Origin of the sequence: Burkholderia dolosa, from assembly GCF_902499135.1 — a bacterium.
Lineage (GTDB): Bacteria > Pseudomonadota > Gammaproteobacteria > Burkholderiales > Burkholderiaceae > Burkholderia > Burkholderia dolosa.
In genome coordinates this window covers 23,999-41,833 of sequence record NZ_CABVPR010000029.1, presented here as the reverse complement: position 1 = coordinate 41,833, position 17,835 = coordinate 23,999, and the positions used below count along the sequence as shown (strand labels likewise).

The 17,835-nt window shown below is 68.4% G+C and carries 17 protein-coding genes; 12 read left to right on the top strand and 5 right to left on the bottom strand.

Translation table 11 applies throughout. The features are described 5' to 3' along the window. Positions 1 to 11 precede the first annotated feature (11 nt). Positions 12 to 1,016, bottom strand: coding sequence for a chemotaxis response regulator protein-glutamate methylesterase (locus tag BUB20358_RS15070; RefSeq protein WP_035973880.1), 1,005 nt, complete (start codon positions 1,014 to 1,016; stop codon positions 12 to 14). Between the two features lie 611 nt (positions 1,017 to 1,627). Beyond that, entirely contained in the window at positions 1,628 to 1,852 is a 225-nt protein-coding gene (locus BUB20358_RS15065) for a hypothetical protein (RefSeq protein WP_035973882.1), read from the bottom strand. 326 nt (positions 1,853 to 2,178) lie between these two features. Here BUB20358_RS15065 and BUB20358_RS15060 point away from each other — a divergent pair, with 326 nt between their 5' ends. The 4 genes from BUB20358_RS15060 to BUB20358_RS15045 all read left to right on the top strand — a co-directional run bounded on the left by BUB20358_RS15060 (position 2,179) and on the right by BUB20358_RS15045 (position 6,143). After that, entirely contained in the window at positions 2,179 to 2,868 is a 690-nt protein-coding gene (locus BUB20358_RS15060) for a DUF969 domain-containing protein (RefSeq protein ID WP_035973883.1), read from the top strand. After that, complete coding sequence (locus BUB20358_RS15055) at positions 2,865 to 3,815, top strand: DUF979 domain-containing protein (protein WP_035973885.1); 951 nt, start codon at positions 2,865 to 2,867, stop codon at positions 3,813 to 3,815. Before BUB20358_RS15060 ends, BUB20358_RS15055 begins: the two co-directional genes overlap by 4 nt. A gap of 10 nt (positions 3,816 to 3,825) precedes the next feature. Continuing rightward, entirely contained in the window at positions 3,826 to 4,860 is a 1,035-nt protein-coding gene (locus BUB20358_RS15050; protein ID WP_006765694.1) for a DUF2891 domain-containing protein, read from the top strand. Between the two features lie 218 nt (positions 4,861 to 5,078). Beyond that, positions 5,079 to 6,143, top strand: a complete 1,065-nt coding sequence (locus BUB20358_RS15045) for an asparaginase (RefSeq protein WP_006765695.1) — start codon at positions 5,079 to 5,081, stop codon at positions 6,141 to 6,143. Between the two features lie 21 nt (positions 6,144 to 6,164). Here the strand turns inward: BUB20358_RS15045 and BUB20358_RS15040 are convergent, their stop codons facing one another. Further along, positions 6,165 to 7,139, bottom strand: a complete 975-nt coding sequence (locus BUB20358_RS15040; protein ID WP_035973888.1) for a LysR family transcriptional regulator — start codon at positions 7,137 to 7,139, stop codon at positions 6,165 to 6,167. A gap of 154 nt (positions 7,140 to 7,293) precedes the next feature. Between BUB20358_RS15040 and aspA the strand changes: the two genes are divergently transcribed. Both aspA and BUB20358_RS15030 read left to right on the top strand, forming a co-directional pair. After that, positions 7,294 to 8,700 (top strand): aspartate ammonia-lyase, encoded by a 1,407-nt coding sequence (gene aspA, locus BUB20358_RS15035; protein ID WP_006765697.1) that lies wholly within the window; start codon positions 7,294 to 7,296, stop codon positions 8,698 to 8,700. A 109-nt stretch (positions 8,701 to 8,809) separates the two neighbouring features. After that, positions 8,810 to 10,303 (top strand): amino acid permease, encoded by a 1,494-nt coding sequence (locus BUB20358_RS15030; RefSeq protein ID WP_035973889.1) that lies wholly within the window; start codon positions 8,810 to 8,812, stop codon positions 10,301 to 10,303. Positions 10,304 to 10,330: 27 nt separating this feature from the next. Here the strand turns inward: BUB20358_RS15030 and BUB20358_RS15025 are convergent, their stop codons facing one another. Both BUB20358_RS15025 and BUB20358_RS15020 read right to left on the bottom strand, forming a co-directional pair. Then, positions 10,331 to 11,044, bottom strand: coding sequence for an alpha/beta hydrolase (locus tag BUB20358_RS15025; RefSeq protein ID WP_006765699.1), 714 nt, complete (start codon positions 11,042 to 11,044; stop codon positions 10,331 to 10,333). A 34-nt stretch (positions 11,045 to 11,078) separates the two neighbouring features. Then, positions 11,079 to 11,489, bottom strand: a complete 411-nt coding sequence (locus BUB20358_RS15020) for a hypothetical protein (protein WP_123806719.1) — start codon at positions 11,487 to 11,489, stop codon at positions 11,079 to 11,081. A gap of 95 nt (positions 11,490 to 11,584) precedes the next feature. On the opposite strand from BUB20358_RS15020, the gene BUB20358_RS15015 reads away from it, so the two are divergent. The 6 genes from BUB20358_RS15015 (at position 11,585) to BUB20358_RS14990 (ending at position 17,712) form a co-directional block, all read left to right on the top strand. Then, on the top strand, positions 11,585 to 14,011 hold the full coding sequence (locus BUB20358_RS15015) for an MCP four helix bundle domain-containing protein (RefSeq protein WP_035973891.1): 2,427 nt from the start codon (positions 11,585 to 11,587) through the stop codon (positions 14,009 to 14,011). A gap of 2 nt (positions 14,012 to 14,013) precedes the next feature. After that, positions 14,014 to 14,754: a methyl-accepting chemotaxis protein gene (locus tag BUB20358_RS28575; RefSeq protein ID WP_035975210.1), complete on the top strand. Its 741-nt coding sequence runs from the start codon at positions 14,014 to 14,016 to the stop codon at positions 14,752 to 14,754. Further along, complete coding sequence (locus tag BUB20358_RS15005) at positions 14,751 to 15,347, top strand: hypothetical protein (RefSeq protein WP_006765701.1); 597 nt, start codon at positions 14,751 to 14,753, stop codon at positions 15,345 to 15,347. The genes BUB20358_RS28575 and BUB20358_RS15005 overlap by 4 nt, the downstream gene beginning before the upstream one ends. A gap of 62 nt (positions 15,348 to 15,409) precedes the next feature. Next, a complete protein-coding gene (locus tag BUB20358_RS15000; protein WP_035973893.1) occupies positions 15,410 to 16,369 on the top strand; it encodes a chemotaxis protein CheX in 960 nt (319 codons plus the stop codon). Between the two features lie 28 nt (positions 16,370 to 16,397). Beyond that, positions 16,398 to 16,763 carry a response regulator gene (locus tag BUB20358_RS14995; protein WP_006765703.1) on the top strand — a complete coding sequence of 122 codons (366 nt, stop codon included), beginning with the start codon at positions 16,398 to 16,400 and terminating at the stop codon, positions 16,761 to 16,763. Positions 16,764 to 16,917: 154 nt separating this feature from the next. Further along, a complete protein-coding gene (locus BUB20358_RS14990; protein ID WP_035973896.1) occupies positions 16,918 to 17,712 on the top strand; it encodes an enoyl-CoA hydratase in 795 nt (264 codons plus the stop codon). The last annotated feature ends 123 nt before the right edge of the window (positions 17,713 to 17,835 follow it).

Below are 17,835 nucleotides of genomic sequence, written 5' to 3'. Positions count from 1 at the left end.
GAAGTCACCGGTCAGATCCGCGCGAGCGTCGCCAGTTCGCCCGCGATGCGTCCGAGCGGCAGGATCGCGCGTGCGGCGCCGAGCGTCGCGGCGGCTTTCGGCATTCCGTATACGGCGCTCGTCGCCTCGTCCTGCGCGATCGTGTGACAGCCCTTCATCCGCAGCGCCTTCAGGCCGATCGCGCCGTCGCGTCCCATGCCGGTGAGCAGCACGCCGATCGCGCGGCCCGGCCAGTGTTCGGCAATGCTGTTGAAGAACACGTCGACCGACGGCCGGTACGGCGTCGCGGCCGGCTCGCGCGTGTATTCGAGCGAGCCTGCGCGCGTGATGCGCAGATGGTCGTCGGTCGCGGCGAGCAGCGCGACGCGCGGCTGCGGGCGATCGCCTTCGCGCGCGACGCGCACGGCGAGCGGCGTGTACCCGTCGAGCCATTGCGCCATCCTTTCGGCGAATGCGCGGTCGACGTGCTGCACGATCACGATCGGCGCGTCGAAATCGGCCGGCAGCCCGCCGAGGATCGACGCGAGCGCGCCGGGGCCGCCGGCCGATGCGCCGATCGCGATCAGCGGCTCGCTGCGCGCATGCGCGGCCGCGACGCGGTCGCACGCGGTGCCGGGTGCGTCGAGCAGCCGGCCGATCCGGTCGATCTTCTCGAGCAGCAGTCGCGCCGTGTCGCCGGCGGCGCGTTCGCCGAGCCGCGGCGTGTCGACCGCGTCGAGCGCGCCGGCGCCCATCGCTTCGAACACGCGCCACGCGTTCGCGCCGATGCAGCTCGTGACGACGAGGATCGCGCACGGGCGCGCGGAGCGCATGATCCGCCGCGTCGCTTCGATTCCGTCGCATTTCGGCATGATCAGATCCATCAGCACGACGTCGGGCGGTTGCGCGGCGCACAGCTCGACGGCCTGCGCGCCGTCGGTCGCGACCCACAGCACGCGATGCTCGGGGCGCTGCGCGAGCGCGCGGCGCATCGCCTCGACGGCAAGCGGGAGGTCGTTGACGATGCCGATGTTCACGAGCGGGATTCTCCGGTCAGTTCGCAATAGTGGTGTCGGCCGGGTTCGTGGAGCGCGCTTCGGGGCCGGTGCCGCCCACCGCATCGGCGGCCGCGCGGCACGGCGTTCGCTTCGCTGGCGACGCTCCGCATGCTGTCATGCAGCGCAAGCGACGGCAATCGAAAAATCGCGTATTGCGCGGTTTCAGTGCGTTTCCTCTATGGCTGCACGACGTTCGATGCATCAATAGCGCGGACGGGCCGCGTGCACGGCGACGCGACTGTATGGCAGCAGGTTGACGGCGACGCATGCACAGGCCGTTTTCGCTTCGGGCCACGGGAAACGCGGTGCGCGTCCGACACGCGCACGCGCGCAAGTCACTGTCGATCGCGAACGACGAATGCGGTCTTCGCCAGGACGTCGTGAAAGCGTGCACGCGTCGTTCATCGCGCGTCTTCGTTCAGCTGAATGCTCCAGCCGAATACGGTGCGCGATGAACGCCGGCGCCGCGCGCGGTTGCTGCGCCGGCGACAGCATCACGCGATGCTGTTGCTCGCGCTGACGCGTCGACCCGCCGACCCGCCGACCCCGCGAACGCCGGCCGGCTGCCGACGTACGAGCACACCGCGCGGTCAATGAGTGCGCGCGTACCCCTGAATCAGCGCGCGCATCATCCCTTCGACCGTCGCGTCGCGCAGATCGGCTTCCTGCTCCGCGCCCTCGACGAGCGCGGCATAGGCGGTCGCGAGCGTCACGCGGTCCACTTCGTGCTGCTGCTCCATCAGCGTCACCATCCCGTCCTTCGCCAGATGAGCGGAGAACGCGCGGCTGCCGATGGTCTGGAATACGTCAATCATGGCGGCTCTCCCGAACGTCCACGGTGCTTTCCAGTTTAGTCGGCGCACCGGCGGCGTGCCACCGACGGCGGTCGCGCCGCGCCAGTTCGGCGAACGCGCGCCCGATGCGCGCAGAACGACCGGCGCCGCCCGCCGTTGCGCGATTGTCCGTCCCCGATTCGCCGCACGATCCGTCCGGCCGCCTGCGCTTCAACGTTTACCCGGAGCCTCAATTTGTCGACTTTTTATCGATAAAGTCTCGTGTTAGATTTCGCCGTCTGAATCCGGTCGAGACCGGGCAGGCGGCGCGCGGCGATCGCGTCGCGGATCCGACACAAGGAGGAGCAATGCTGGTGCTGATTGGGGTGCCGATCGTCGTGATCGGCTTTGCGCTGCGCTTCAACGCGCTGCTGGTGGTGACGATCGCGGGGCTCGCAACCGGGCTCGCGGGCGGGCTGAATCTCGTCGACATCGTCAGCGCGTTCGGCAAGGCGTTCACCGACAACCGCTACATGGGACTCATCTGGCTGACGCTGCCCGTGATCGCACTGCTCGAGCGCAACGGGCTCAAGGAGCAGGCGAAGCGGATGATCTCGCGCGTGCATGCGGCCACCACCGGCCGCGTGCTGATGCTGTACTTCGTGCTGCGTCAGGTGACGGCCGCGCTCGGCCTCACGTCGCTCGGCGGGCACGCGCAGATGGTGCGTCCGCTGATCGCGCCGATGGCCGAAGCGGCGGCCGTCGGCCGGCACGGCGAACTGCCCGAGTCGGTGCGCCAGCAGATCCGCGCGCACGCGTCGGCGGCCGACAACGTCGCCGTGTTCTTCGGCGAGGACATCTTCATCGCGATCCAGTCGATCCTGCTGATCAAGGGTTTTCTCGAGCAGAACGGGATCGTCGTCGAGCCGCTGCATCTGTCGGTGTGGGCGATCCCGACCGCGATCGCCGCGCTGCTGATCCACTGCACGCGGCTCGCGCTGCTCGATCATCGGCTGTCGCGCGGCATCGCGGCATTCGGGCGGGAGGGCGCGCGATGATCGGCCTCGAATCGCTGTACACGCTCGCCGGCCTGATGTTCGCCGCGTTCGCGTGGTTCAACCTGGTCGATCGCACGAATCCGCGCCGCGTCGTCAACGGCGCGTTCTGGGCGATCTACGCGGTCACGTTTCTGTTCGGCGCGCGGCTGCCGCATTTCGTGACCGGATGCCTCGCGATCGCACTCGCGCTGATCGCCGGTTCGGGCAAGCTCGGCCGCGGCAAATCCGACGAAGCAGGGGAGGCGGCCGCCGCGCGGCGCGAAGCGAGCGCGCGGCGTTTCGGCAACCGGCTGTTCCTGCCCGCGCTGCTGATTCCGTTCGTCACGCTGATCGGCACGTTCGCGCTGAAGCACGTGCCGTTCGTCGATGCGAAGAGCGTGACGCTGATCTCGCTCGTGCTCGGCACGCTCGTCGCGTTCGCGGTCGCGCTCGCGACGCTGCGCGATGCGCCCGTTCATGCGCTGAAGGAGGCACGCCACACGATGGATGCGGTCGGCTGGGCCGCGATCCTGCCGCAGATGCTCGCGGCGCTCGGCGCGCTGTTCGCGATCGCGGGCGTCGGCGGCGTCGTGTCGGGGCTCGTGAAGGACTGGGTGCCGATCGATTCGCCGTTCGCGGTCGTCGCGGCCTACACGATCGGCATGGCGCTGTTCACGATGATCATGGGCAACGGCTTTGCCGCGTTCCCGGTCATGACGGCCGGCATCGGCCTGCCGCTGCTCGTCCATCAGTTCCACGGCAATCCGGCGATCGTCGGCGCGATCGGGATGCTGAGCGGCTTCTGCGGTACGCTGATGACGCCGATGGCCGCGAACTTCAACGTCGTGCCCGCTGCGCTGCTCGAACTGAAGGACAAGAACGGCGTGATCAAGGCGCAATGGCCGACCGCCGTCTTGCTGCTGGCCGTGAACACGCTGCTGATGTACGCGTTCGTATTCCGCTTCTGACGAGACGCTTATGACCGACCGCCTGACACCCGAACTCGCATCGAAATTCGCGTCGCTCGCGCTTGCGCACTTGACCCGCGAATATCCGAACAAGCTCACGCATGCGCTCGAAGGCCCGCACGACGTGCAGGGGCCGCGCGCGCTGCATCCGATCTTCTACGGCAGCTACGACTGGCACTCGTGCGTGCACGGCTACTGGCTCGTGCTGCGCGTGCTCGAGCGCTATCCGGCGCTGCCGGAAGCGGAGCGCATCGTTGCCGTCGTCGATGCGCACTTCACCGACGCGAACGTCGCCGGCGAGCGTGCGTATCTCGCGCTGCCGCACAACGCCGGCTTCGAGCGGCCGTACGGCTGGGCGTGGCTGCTCGCGCTGTCCGAACAGCTCGAGCGGCTGGCGCTGAAGGGCGTGCTGCCGCAGGCCGCGCGCTGGGCGAAGACGATGACGCCGCTCACCGACCTCTTCGTCGCGCGCTTCGAGGCGTTCCTGCCGAAAGCGACGTATCCGCTGCGCGTCGGCACGCATTTCAACACCGCGTTCGCGCTTGCGCTCACGCTCGACTTCGCGCGCGCGACGCGGCGCGACGGCCTCGCGGCGCTGATCGTCGATACCGCGAAGCGCTGGCATCTGAACGACGTCGCGTGCCAGGCATGGGAACCGTCGGGCGACGAGTTCCTGTCGCCGGCGCTGATGGAAGCGGAGCTGATGCGGCGCGTGCTGCCGGCGGCCGAGTTCGACGGCTGGTTCGCGCGCTTTCTGCCGGATCTCGCGCGCGGCGAGCCGGCGACGCTGTTCGAGCCCGCGACGGTCAGCGACCGCAGCGACGGCAAGATCGCGCATCTCGACGGCCTGAACCTGAGCCGCGCGTGGTGCCAGCGCTCGCTCGCGACGGCGCTGCCGGAAGGCGACGCGCGGCGCGCGAAGCTGCTCGACGCGGCCGGCCGGCACCTCGCATCCGCGCTCGCGCACGTGGCCGGCGACTACATGGGCGAGCACTGGCTCGCGACGTTCGCGCTGCTCGCGCTGGAAGCGTCGCCGTCGGCGTGACGCTCGACGGGCGGGGGCGGTGAAAACCGGACGTTTGCGTCGCATCGTCGTCACCGATCGGGCGTGACCGACGCACCGGGCGCCGAGCCGGTTTTGCGCCGCATGCAACACGGCTTTTCATCGTCCACCGCGCTCGACGTGCAAGCGAGTCGCTACACTCCGTACCCGGCGGGACGGGCCGCGCACACCAGGCCCGCAAATGAAGGAGACGGCACACGATGGATACCGGACGCGCAGCGGTCACGACATACCGCGGCAACGCAATCGAGAACACGCACACCGCACACGTCGCGGTGGTGGACGCCCGCGGCACGCTGCTGTATCGGCTCGGCGATCCGTTCCGGACGACGCTCGCGCGCTCGGCCGCGAAACCCGCGCAGGCGTTGTCGGTGATCGAGACCGGTGCGCCGGAGCGGTTCGGCTTCGACGACGCGGACATCGCATTGATGTGCGCGTCGCACAGCAGCGAGGACCGGCACATCGAACGTACGCGCGCGATGCTCGCCAAGGTCGATGCGCACGAGTCGGATCTGCGCTGCGGCGGCCATCCGCCGTTGTCCGACGCGGTGTACCGCGCGTGGATCAAGCGCGACTACACGCCGACCGGCGTATGCAGCAACTGTTCGGGCAAGCACGTCGGGATGCTCGGCGGCGCGCGCGCGATCGGCGCCGCGGTCGCCGACTACCACTTGCCCGATCATCCGATGCAGATGCGCGTGAAGCACGTCGTCGCCGACGCGTGCGGGCTGCGCGACGACGAAGTCGACTGGGCGATCGACGGCTGCAATCTGCCGACGCCGGCGTTCCCGCTGGATCGCCTCGCGCGCCTGTACGCGTCGCTGGCCGACGGCGCGGACGCCGTCGACGCGGGCGGCGCGCCGGTGTCCGATCGCGTGCGTGCGCTCGCGCGCATTCATCGCGCGATGACGGCGCACCCGGAGCTCGTTGCCGGAGAAGGACGCTACTGCACGGTGCTGATGCGCGCGTTCGAAGGCAACGTCGTCGGCAAGCTCGGCGCCGATGCGTGCTACGGCATCGGCGTGCGCGCGTCGACGCGTACGCGCGAACTCGGCGCCCGCGGCGCGCTCGGCATTTCGGTGAAGATCGAGGACGGCAATATCGACGTGCTGTACATGATCGTCAGCGAGATCCTCGAACGCTTGCAGATCGGCACCGCCGCGCAGCGCGCGCAGCTCGCCGCGTTCCACCGGCCGCGGATGCTCAACACGCAGGGTGTCGAGATCGGCCGCGCGACGTTTCCGTTCGAACTGCAGCGCGCGTAAGCGGCACCGCAGCCGCCGACATCACGCGCGCGTGTCGCGAATCTTCGCCAGCTCGGCTTCGGACAGCTCGCCGATGTGCGCGAGGCGTTCGACGAGAAACTCCTTCAGCACGCGCAGCTTCGCGGAGCTGCGCCGGTTCGCGAGATACGCGATGTAGATGAACTCGCCGGTCAGCCGGTTGTGCAGCCGATAGCGCGGCAGCACGGCTTCGAGCTGGCCGCTCGCGAGCAGGTCGCGCACGAGCCAGATCTCGAATTCGGCGATGCCGAGCCCCGCGCAGGTCGCTTCGAGCAGCAGTTCCGAATGATCGGTGACGAGATTGCCGGCAGGCAGCAGGCTGTGCCGTGCGTCGCCGTTCACCAGTTCCCAGTGCGGATCGCCTTCCGGATGCACGTAGCGCAGGCAGTTGTGCTGCTTCAGATCGTCCGGCGTCGACGGGCGGCCGCAGCGGTCGAGATAGCCGGGCGTCGCGCACAGGATGCTGTCGTTGCGCGACAGCCGATGCACGACCAGATTGTCGAGGTAGTTCTCGCCTTCGTGAATGTCGAGATCGAAACCGCCGGCGACGAGATCGTTGTGATTGTCGGTGAGCCGCACGTCGAGCTGGATCGTCGGATAGCGCGCGAGGAACGGCGCGACGAGCGGCGCCAGATGGCGGCGGCCGAACGCGACCGGCGCGGTGAGCTTCAGCGGCCCGCTCGGCCGCGCGTTCAGCTCGGCGACGACACGCAGCGTGTCGTCGAGATCGGCGATCAGCGTGACCGCGCGCTCCAGATAGATGTTGCCGGCTTCCGTCAGCGTCACGCTGTGCGTCGAGCGGTGCAGCAGCGGGACGCCGAGCGCGTCCTCGATGGCGGTCACCTTGCGCGCGATCGTCGACGTCGATACGTGCATCTCCTTCGCGACCGCCGAAAAACTGCCGGTTTCCACCACCCGCACGAACGCGCGCATCGCCCCGAAATGGTCGATGCCGGTCTCCGTTGCTCCTTTTTTCATTCGCTTCTCGCTGTTGCGTCTGACGCAAAACCGCTTTCGATAATACAGAGACAAGCGCGATGACGCAAAGGCATAGAATGCGATCCCGTCGAGCGACGGGCATCGACGAGCCGCAGCGGCATAGACGGGCACGAGACATTCCAGGAGGGGCACGATGGCAGAAAACGGCTTCCGCGTCGAAGCGGATCTACTAGGCAAGCGAAGCGTTCCGGACGCCGCGTATTACGGGATCCACACGCTGCGCGCGAAAGAGAACTTCGACATCACGGGCCGCACGATCGCGTCGCTGCCTTATCTGGTGATGGCGCTCGCCGCCGTGAAGGAAGCGGCGGCCGACGCGAACTGCGAGCTCGGGCTGCTGCCGCGCGCGTACCGCGACGCGATCGCCGCCGCGTGCGTCGAGATCCGCGAAGGGCGGCTGCACGATCAGTTCGTCGTCGACGTGATCCAGGGCGGCGCGGGCACGTCGACGAACATGAACGCGAACGAAGTGATCTGCAACCGCGCGCTCGAAATCATGGGACACGCGCGCGGCCAGTACGAATACCTGCATCCGAACGAGCACGTGAATCTCGCGCAGAGTACGAACGACGTCTATCCGACCGCCATTCGGATCGCGACGTGCTTCGCGGTCGAACACCTGCTCGAGGCGATGGCGCGACTGCGCGACGCGTTCGCGGAAAAGGCCGACGCGTTCGCCGATCTGCTGAAGCTCGGCCGCACGCAGCTGCAGGACGCGGTGCCGATGACGCTCGGCCAGGAATTCTCGACGTACGCGGTGATGCTGACCGAGGATATCGCGCGCCTGCAGGAAGCCGGCTGGCTGATTCGCGAGATTAACCTCGGCGCGACCGCGATCGGCACCGGCATCACCGCGCATCCGGACTACGCGCAGAAGGCGCTCGCCGCGCTGCGGCGCATTACCGGGCTCGACCTGAGCACCGCGCCGAACCTGATCGAGGCGACGCAGGATTGCGGCGCGTTCGTGCAGATTTCGGGCGTGCTCAAGCGCATCGCGGTGAAGCTGTCGAAGATCTGCAACGACTTGCGGCTGCTGTCGAGCGGCCCGCGCGCGGGCTTCGGCGAGATCAACCTGCCGCCGGTGCAAGCCGGCTCGTCGATCATGCCGGGCAAGGTCAATCCGGTGATTCCGGAAGTCGTCAATCAGGTCGCGTTCGAAGTGTTCGGCAACGATCTGACCGTCACGTTCGCGGCCGAGGCCGGCCAGCTGCAGCTCAACGCGTTCGAACCGGTGATCGCGAGCGCGCTGTTCCGCAGCTTCAGCCACCTGACCGCGGCGTGCGCGACGCTCGCCGACCGGTGCGTGAGCGGCATCACCGCGAACCCCGAGCGGCTGCGCGACACGCTCGAGCGTTCGGTCGCGCTCGCGACCGCGCTGAACCCGTACATCGGCTACAAGAACGCGACGGCCGTCGCGGCCGACGCGCACGCGACCGGCAAATCGATCCGCGAAGTCGTGCGCGAACGCAACCTGATGACCGACGCGCAGCTGGACGACGCGCTGCGGCCCGAAGCGCTGATCCGCCCGCGCGTGTACTGAAATCCGGCCGCGCGGCGCCGGCGCGTGTCGCCGGCGGCCCGCGCGCAGCCGTTCCATCGAACGCCCGCCCGACGGCGGCGACACCTCGACAAACATACGGAGACATACCATGAAGCACGCCAGCGAGCGCGCGGCCGATCCGGCCGGCGGCGCCGATTCCCGTCATGCCGATCCGGACGCGCTGTTCGCGTCGCACGAGGCCGGCTATGCGAAGCAGCTGAAGCCGCGCCACGTGCAGATGATCGCGATGGGCGGCGCGATCGGCACCGGCCTCTTTCTCGGCGCGGGCGGCCGCCTGCAGAGCGCGGGGCCGGCGCTCGCGCTCGTGTATCTCGTGTGCGGCGCGTTCGCGTTCCTGATCGTGCGCGCGCTCGGCGAGCTCGTGCTGCATCGGCCGACCAGCGGCAGCTTCGTGTCGTACGCGCGCGAGTTCATGGGCGAACGCGCGTCGTTCGTCGCCGGCTGGATGTACTACCTGAACTGGGCGACGACCGGCATCGTCGACATCACCGCGGTCGCGATCTACATGAAGTACTGGGCCGTGTTCTCCGATGTGCCGCAGTGGGTATTCGCGCTCGGCGCGCTCGGGATCGTGTCGGTGATGAACATGATCGGCGTGAAGGTGTTCGGCGAGATGGAGTTCTGGTTCTCGCTCGTGAAGGTCGGCACGCTTGCGGTGTTCCTCGCAGTCGGTGCGGTGTTTCTCGCGAGCGGTCATCCGGTGGCCGGCCAGATGCCGGGGCTGCACCTGATCGCCGATCACGGCGGAATCTTTCCGCACGGGATCCTGCCGGCCGTGCTGATCGTGCAGGGCGTCGTGTTCGCATACGCGAGCATCGAGCTGGTCGGCGTCGCGGCCGGCGAGACCGCGGACGCGCGCAAGGTGCTGCCGAAGGCGATCAACAGCGTGATGTGGCGCATTGCGCTGTTCTACGTCGGCTCGGTCGTGCTGCTGACGATGCTGCTGCCGTGGACCGCGTACAGCGCGCACGAAAGCCCGTTCGTCACGTTCTTCGGCAAGCTCGGCGTGCCTTACGTCGGCACGGTGATGAACGTGGTCGTGCTGACCGCCGCGCTGTCTAGCCTGAACTCCGGCCTCTACTCGACCGGGCGCGTGCTGCGCTCGCTCGCGATGGGCGGCTCCGCGCCGCGCTTCGTGTCGCGGATGAACGCACGCGGCGTGCCGTACGGCGGGATCCTGATCACCGTCGCGATCAATGCGATCGGCGTGCCGCTGAACTACATCGTGCCGGCGCAGGCGTTCGAGATCGTGCTGAACATGGCGTCGCTCGGCATCATCACGACGTGGGCGTTCATCGTGATGTGCCAGATCCGGTTCCGTCGCGCGGTGAAGCGCGGCGAGCTGAACGACGTGCCGTTCCGGATGCCGGGCGCGCCGTTCACGTCGTGGCTCACGCTCGCGTTCCTGCTCGGCGTGCTGGTGCTGATGGCGTTCGATTACCCGGGCGGCACGTGGACGATCGCGACGATTCCGTTCGTCGTGCTCGTGCTGACGATCGGCTGGCGGCTCGCGAAGCGCGGCGCCGCCCGCGAGCGCTCGGCCGCGGCGCCCGCGATCGCGGATCCGGCGAGCAACGTATGACGACGCACGCGGCGGCGGCCGCGTCCGTCACGCGCGCTCGCGGCTGGATCGGTTCAACCCGGCGCGCGCGTCGATCCAGCGGCCGAAATCGGCGGCCATGTCGTCGGTCAGCGCGTGACCCGCGTCGTATAGCCGCGTGTCGTGCGCGACGCCGAGCGCGGTCAGTTTCGCGTCGGCGGTTTCGGCCCACGTGACCGGCAGCTTGTCGTCGAAGCGGCCGTGCACGATCAGCGCGTGCAACGTACGCAGCGCGTCGCGCGGCGCGATCAGCGGATCGATTTCGGGCAGGATGCGCCCGCACATCACAGCGAAACCGGCGACGTCGGCCGGCGAAGTGAGCGCGACGCTCGCGCTCATGATGCCGCCCTGACTGAAGCCGGCGATCACGGTCGGCGGCGCGGCGTGTGCGCCGTTTGTATCGTCCTGCGCGCGCCACGCGCGCAGCAGCGCGATCAGCCGCACGCGGCTCGCATTCGCGCGCGCGGCATCGATTTCGGGGCCGTCCGGGCCGAAGCGCACCGGAAACCACGCGTGCTGGCCGGGCCCGAACGCGAGCGGCGCGCGCACGAACGCGATTTCGATGCGCGGGTCGACCGTATCGCTCAGATGCAGCAGATTCGTTTCGTTGCCGCCGACGCCGTGCAGCAGCAACAGTCTGGCGGCAGGGCGGCCGGCGGCGGCGCGCAGCAGGTATGAGAGGCCGGATTCGGCGTCGGTGGTCAGCGGCAGGGTGTCGGGCATCGGGCGGGTCCGGAGCGGGGAGCGATCCGACAGTCTAGAGCGTGCACGCGCGCATGCAAACCACGGCGGCGCGATTCACCGTTTCGTCGCCGGAATGAATCGACCGGTGCGAAAGCGCGCGGCAGGCGGGCGCATCGGCCGCGGCCGGAATATCGCGCATCGCGCGTATCGATATTCGTCGAATAAATCGAGCGGGCACAGCGAAATACGACATGAAATCGATTCGCGGATAATCGGCAAACGTTTTACGCGGCTCGTTTGACGAAGCCGCATCCCTATCGCGGATCGAAGAACGAATATCGGCGACCGCATTGGCGGCACGGCGCGGCTCCCGCACGGACAAAGCCCGGCCGGAGGTTAACGACCGATCGCGGCGAAACTTTAGACGATTTGCGCCGAAATTGATCATTGCAATTTGCACAATGACCGATCGATTATCGGTCATCGGATAGTCATACATCGCCCCCGATAATTCGGCGCTCGAATTCTTTCAATGAACAACGAGCGATCGAAGCCGGATCGCCGCGGGGAGCTGTACACATGACCATTCGTCATCGCATTACGCTGCTGGTCGTCCTGACGTTCGTCGCGTTGTCGGCGATCGGCATCTACGCGGTGTACCAGACGCGCAAGAGCGCGTCCGAGGTGCGCCAGGTCACGCAGGGCATCGTGCCGAGCGCGCTCGCGTCGGCCGATCTCGTCGCCGACGTGAAGAACATCCAGATCGCGACGATGACGCTCGTGTATGCGCCGGATGCGAACACCGCCGCGCAGGCGCGCGACGAGCTGAAGGCGAAGCAGGCCGCGCTGCGCGCGGCGCTCGACGCGCAGGCGAAATCGGCGGTCGGCCGCGCGCAGGAAGGTCTCGTCGCGCAGGCGAAGGACAGCGCGGCGAACTATTTCGCGGCGATCGACGACACCGTGAAGATGAAGGCCGACGGCAAGAACGAGATCGCGCAGGCGTACCTGTTCGCGAACGTCGCGCAGTATCGCGACGAGCTCGAGAGCATCGTCGACACGCTGCGCGTCGAGAAGAACCGCCAGAAGGACGACGCGATCGCCGCGCTGAACGGGATGCTCGCGACGACGGCGACCGCGATCGGCGCGGTGGCCGGCACCGTCGTCGTGCTGCTGACCGCGCTCGGCTTCGTGCTGTACCGGCAGATCACGCGGCCGCTCAGCCGGATGCAGACGATGATGAGCGAGATCGCGACGAGCCAGGACTTCACGCGCCGCGTGCCAGTCGGGCGGATGGACGAGATCGGTCGTTCGATCGTCGCGTTCAACGGGATGATCGAGAAGATCCAGGAGAACGCCGCGCAGCTCAAGCAGAAGACCGCCGACATCCAGGCGATGCTGCAGAACATGCAGCAGGGGATTCTGACCGTCGTCGACGGCGGCGTCGTGCATGCCGAATATTCGGCGTACCTCGAGACGATCTTCGAGACGAACGACATCGCCGGCCGCGACCTGATGGCGCTCGTGTTCGACGACTCGGACATCGGCGCCGATGCGCGCTCGCAAGTCGAAGCGGCCGTGCACGCGTGCCTCGGCGAAGACAGCATGAACTTCGCGTTCAACGAGCATCTGCTCGTCAACGAGGTCGCGAAGCGGATGCCGGACGGCCGCGAGAAATGGCTGGACCTGAGCTGGTCGGCGATCACCGACGAGACCGATACCGTCGTGCGCCTGATGCTGTGCGTGCGCGACGTGACGGAGATCCGCGAGCTGACCGCGCAGGCCGGCGAACAGCAGCGGCGTCTCGAGATGATCGGCGAGATCCTGTCGATCAGCCAGGACAAGTTCCACGACTTCGTGCACAGCGCAAAGGGCTTTCTCAGCGAGAACGAGCGGATGATCCGTCAGCACGAACGCGCGGATCATTCCATCGTCGCCGCACTGTTCCGCAACATGCACACGATCAAGGGCAATGCGCGCACGTACAGCCTGCAGCATCTGACGAACATCGTTCACGAGGCCGAGCAGGCGTACGACGCGCTGCGCCGCGCGGACGGCGGCCGCGACTGGGACCGCGACGCGCTGATGGAAGATCTCGCGCGCGTGCGCGAGGCCGTCGAGCACTACGCGACGATCAACGCGGTCACGCTCGGCCGCAGCGCGGCGCCGGCGCACGGCGGCGCGGGCGACTATCTGATGGTCGAGCGCGCGCACATCCGCGAGAGCCTGCGCATGCTCGACGGCGCCGATCCGGCCAACGCGGCCGACTGGCGCGCGGCGCGCGACGCGGTGCGCCGGATGCTGAGCCAGCTCGGCACGCAGCATGTCGGCGACGCGCTCGGCAGCGTGATCGAATCGCTGCCGTCGCTCGCGGCCGAGCTCGGCAAGCCGGCGCCGGTCGTCCATATCGACAGCAACGGCCGTCGGGTGCGCAGCGAGATCGCCGCGACGCTGAAGAACGTGTTCATGCATCTGCTGCGCAATGCGGTCGATCACGGGATCGAAACGTCCGACGAGCGCCGCGCGGCCGGCAAGCCGCCAGCGGGCACGATCGACATTGCGGTCGACGTCGTCGACGGTGCGCTGCGCTTCGTGCTGCGCGACGACGGGCGCGGCCTCGCGCTCGACCGGATCCGTGCGGTCGCGCGCGAGCGCGGCTGGCTCGACGCAGGCAGCGAAGCGGTGACGTCCGACGACGCGGTGGCCGAGCTGATCTTCCGGCCCGGCTTTTCGACGGCGCGCGCGGTGACCGAGGTATCGGGGCGCGGCGTCGGGATGGACGCGGTGCGCAATTTCCTGAAGCGCGACGGCGGCGACATCGCGCTGCGCTTCATCGACGATCGGGTCGGCGCACCGTACCGCGCGTTCGAGACGATCGTGTCGCTGCCGGACCGTTTCGCGGCCGACGGCGCGGGCCACGATGCGATGCACGCGCGCGCGGATGTCGGGAACGTCGCGGACGCGCATGTCGAGCGCGCGCATGTCGCAAACGCCGGCGCAGCGGAGTGACCGTGCACGCGTGGACGATTCCCGGAGCAGCCGCGCTGGCGGGCGGCCTCGTCGTCGCGGCGCTTGCCGCGATCGTGCTGCGCATCGCGCGTGCGCGCTTCGCCGCCGCGATGGCGAACGAAACGAGCGTGCTGCGCGACGCGCTGGCCGCCGCCGATGCGCGGGCCGACGACGCGGCGCGCGCGCATGCGGACGCGGCCGATGCGTGGGCACTGCGCGAAGCGCAGCTGGAAGAAGCGCTCGCGCGCGAGGCGGCCGACGCGGCCGCACTGCGCGACGCACAGCATGCGCTCGCCGCCGAACGTGCGGCGCTCGCGCAGCACGCGACGAGGATCGCCGACGAGGCGGCGCGGCTGCGCGGGCTCGCCGGCACGTTCGAGCGCTGGCACGAGCAGATGATCTCGCTGACCACGCAGAACCACGACATGCGGACGAAGAACCAGGAGCTGTCGGCGATCGTCGCGCACGTGTCGATCGTGTCGCTGAACGCATCGATCGAGGCCGCGCGCGCCGGCGCCGCAGGGCGCGGCTTCTCGATCGTCGCGAGCGAGGTGCGCGGGCTCGCCGCGCGCTCGCAGCAGCTGTCGAACAGCTATCGCGACAGCCTGAATCGCAACGATCTCGTGACGGCCGCGACGTTCCAGGACATCCAGGCCGGCGGCAAGATGATCACGGCCGCGCTCGCGACCGTCGAAACACTCGCCGCGCAGCTGCATGCGCGGCTCGAAGGAGAGGCCGCGTGATCGGCGCGAACGCGAAGGCCGGCTTCGAGCGGATCTTCTTCGACGCGGCGCGCACGCGGCTCGCGTCGGGCGGCGCGTGCGAGATCCGGCCGACGCACGCGGAACCGCACGATCCGTCGACCGACACGCGCGCCGATCGATCGCATGCGAACGCGCGAGCGGCGCGGAACGCGCGCGACCACGTCGCGGTGCTGACGATCTCGGCATTGCATTTCCGGCTGCTGCTCGCGCTGCGCTTCAGCGACGACGACGCGACGCGCCGCTACTTCGTCGGCGCGACGCAGGCTGGCGGCGCACAGCGGCCGTTGCCCGAAGCGTTCATGGAGGTCGCGAACCTGTGCTGCGGCGCGATCAATCAGGCGCTGACCGCGCCGTTTCCCGATCTCGGGATGTCGACGCCGTATCTGCTGAGCGGCGCGAGCATCGACTATCTGACGGCGTTGAAGCCCGACCATCTCGCCGCATACGACGTGACGCTCGGCGGCGACGTGCGGATCGGCGCGACGCTGTGCGTGTGCGCGAACGCGCCGGTCGATTTCCACGTGCCGGAAACCGCGGCGGCCGATACGGGCGGCGAGCTCGAGCTGTTCTGACCGCCGCCATTCTGAATGCTGCACGGGCGACCGTGCCGAACCCACCGCGAGGAACCCGCGAGATGACCGAAGACCGACCCGTCAGCAAGGTGCTCATACTCGACGAAAGTCGCTCGCACGCGGACGCGATCAAGCGCTTTTGCGACGAACACAACCTGATCGGCCTGACCGTGCGCCGCAACCGGCTGCTGAAGATGCTGCGCTCGAATATCGACCTCGGCGCGATCCTGCTTGCCGAGGACTACGGCGGCTCGCCGGCCGAGAGCGCGATCATCGCGACGCAGATCGACGCGCTGCGGCCCGAGCTGCCGATCATCCTGCGCCGCGCGTCGGTCGCGTCGCGCGAAGGGCTGCCGGCGGCGCTCGCGCGCGTCGCGTGCGCGGCTTACGTCGCACCCGACATGACGCCGCTCGAGCGTGCGATCGACGAGTATCTGTTCAGCCGCGACTATCCGAACGCGCTCGTGCGCGGCATCGCGGAGATCACCGAAGCGCGGCTCGACAGCCTGTTTCCGGGCATGACGATCGAGCACGACACGCCGTGCATCGTGCGCGACCAGATCATCTTCGGCGAAGTGTTCAGCCTGATCGCGCTCGAAAGCGCGTGGTGCCGCGGCTACATGCTGCTGCAGACGAGCGAGCAGCCGCTGCTCGACATGATCGGCGGCACGCGCGGCGACGGCCGCGCAGCGGATTTCCGCGACGTGAACAGTGTGCTCGGCGAGCTGACCAATCTCGTGTGGGGCGCGTTCAAGAACCGCTACCTCGGCGACGCGGAAGCGCTCGCGCGGCATCCGGTGCAGGTGCCGCTCGTCGTCAATCACAAGCAGAAGTTCATCTCGTTCGGCGGCGACTGTCCGCAGCTCTGTTTCAAGTACCGGATGACCGACGCGGCGTCGGGCCGCTCGGTCCAGCTCGATCAGCGTTTCGTGTTCAGCCTGAGCTGGTCGCCGGACGATTTCCGCGAATCGGTGCAGGACGTCGGGCCGATGGTCGAATCGGGCGAACTCGAACTGTTTTGAAGTCAGCAACAAGCAAAGGGGAATACGAATGGCGAAGATTCTGGTGGTCGACGATTCGGGCACGGTGCGCGACGAAGTCGCGGGCTTCCTGCGCAATCACGGGCTCGACGTCGCGACGGCGGTCGACGGCAAGGACGGCCTCGCGAAGCTGAAGGCGACGCCCGGCGTGCGACTCGTGATCAGCGACGTGAACATGCCGAACATGGACGGGCTCACGATGGTCGAGAAGATTCGCGGCGAGCTCGCGAACACGTCGGTCAACGTCGTGATGCTGACGACCGAGAGCAGCCCGGCGATGAAGGAGCGCGGCAAGGCGGCCGGCGTGAAAGGCTGGATCGTGAAGCCGTTCAAGGGCGACGCGGTGCTCGATGCGCTGAAGAAGCTCGCCGGCTGACGCGCGGGCGCGGGCCCGCGCATGCGGGTCGTCTCGGCTGGACGGCGCGCGCAATGTGGAGGACCATCTGCACCATGTGCCGCGAACGCGGGCGCGTCGTCGCCTGCCGTTCGCGGCGGGTCGAACCCTGCCGCATTCCGTCGAGCCGACCATCATGCCAACCGATCACGATAGTTCCGGGCCGATCCTGTTGCGCGACATGCGCGACGGCGTCGTCACGCTGACGCTGAACCGGCCGCAGCAGTTCAACGCGTTGTCCGACGCGATGCTCGCGAGCCTGCGCGACGCATTCGATTCGCTGGCCGCCGATCCGCACGTGCGCTGCGTCGTGCTCGCCGCGGCGGGCAAGGCCTTTTGCGCGGGCCACGATCTGCGCGAGATGCGCAGCAAGCCGGACCTCGACCATTACCGCACGCTGTTCGCGCAGTGCAGCCGCGTGATGCTCGCGATGCGTGCATTGCCGGTGCCGGTGATCGCGCGCGTGCAAGGCATCGCGACGGCGGCCGGCTGCCAGCTCGTCGCCGCGTGCGATCTCGCGATCGCGGCCGACACTGCGCGCTTTGCGGTGTCCGGCATCAACGTCGGGCTGTTCTGTTCGACGCCGGCCGTGGCGTTGACCCGCAACGTGGCGGCCAAGCGCGCATTCGACATGCTCGTGACCGGCCGTTTCGTCGATGCGGCGACGGCCGCCGCATGGGGACTCGTCAACGAGGCCGTGCCCGAGGACGCGCTCGATGCTGCCGTCGCACGCAAGGTCGCGGAGATCGTGTCGAAAAGCCCGGCGGCGGTGCGATACGGGAAACGGATGTTCTACCGGCAGCGTGAACTGCCGCTCGACGAAGCGTACGCGTATGCCGGCGACGTGATGGCGCAGAACATGATGGATGAGGACGCCGGCGAAGGAATCGACGCGTTCCTGGAGAAGCGCCGGCCGACGTGGCGCGCGTAGCGCGCGCTCGATGCGCGGGCGCCGCGGTGTGTGCGAACGCGCGCGTAACCGTCTGATCCCGTCTGATAAACAAAAGGCCGCGCGAAGCGGCCCACAAAAAGCGGTAACGGCGCACCATGCGCA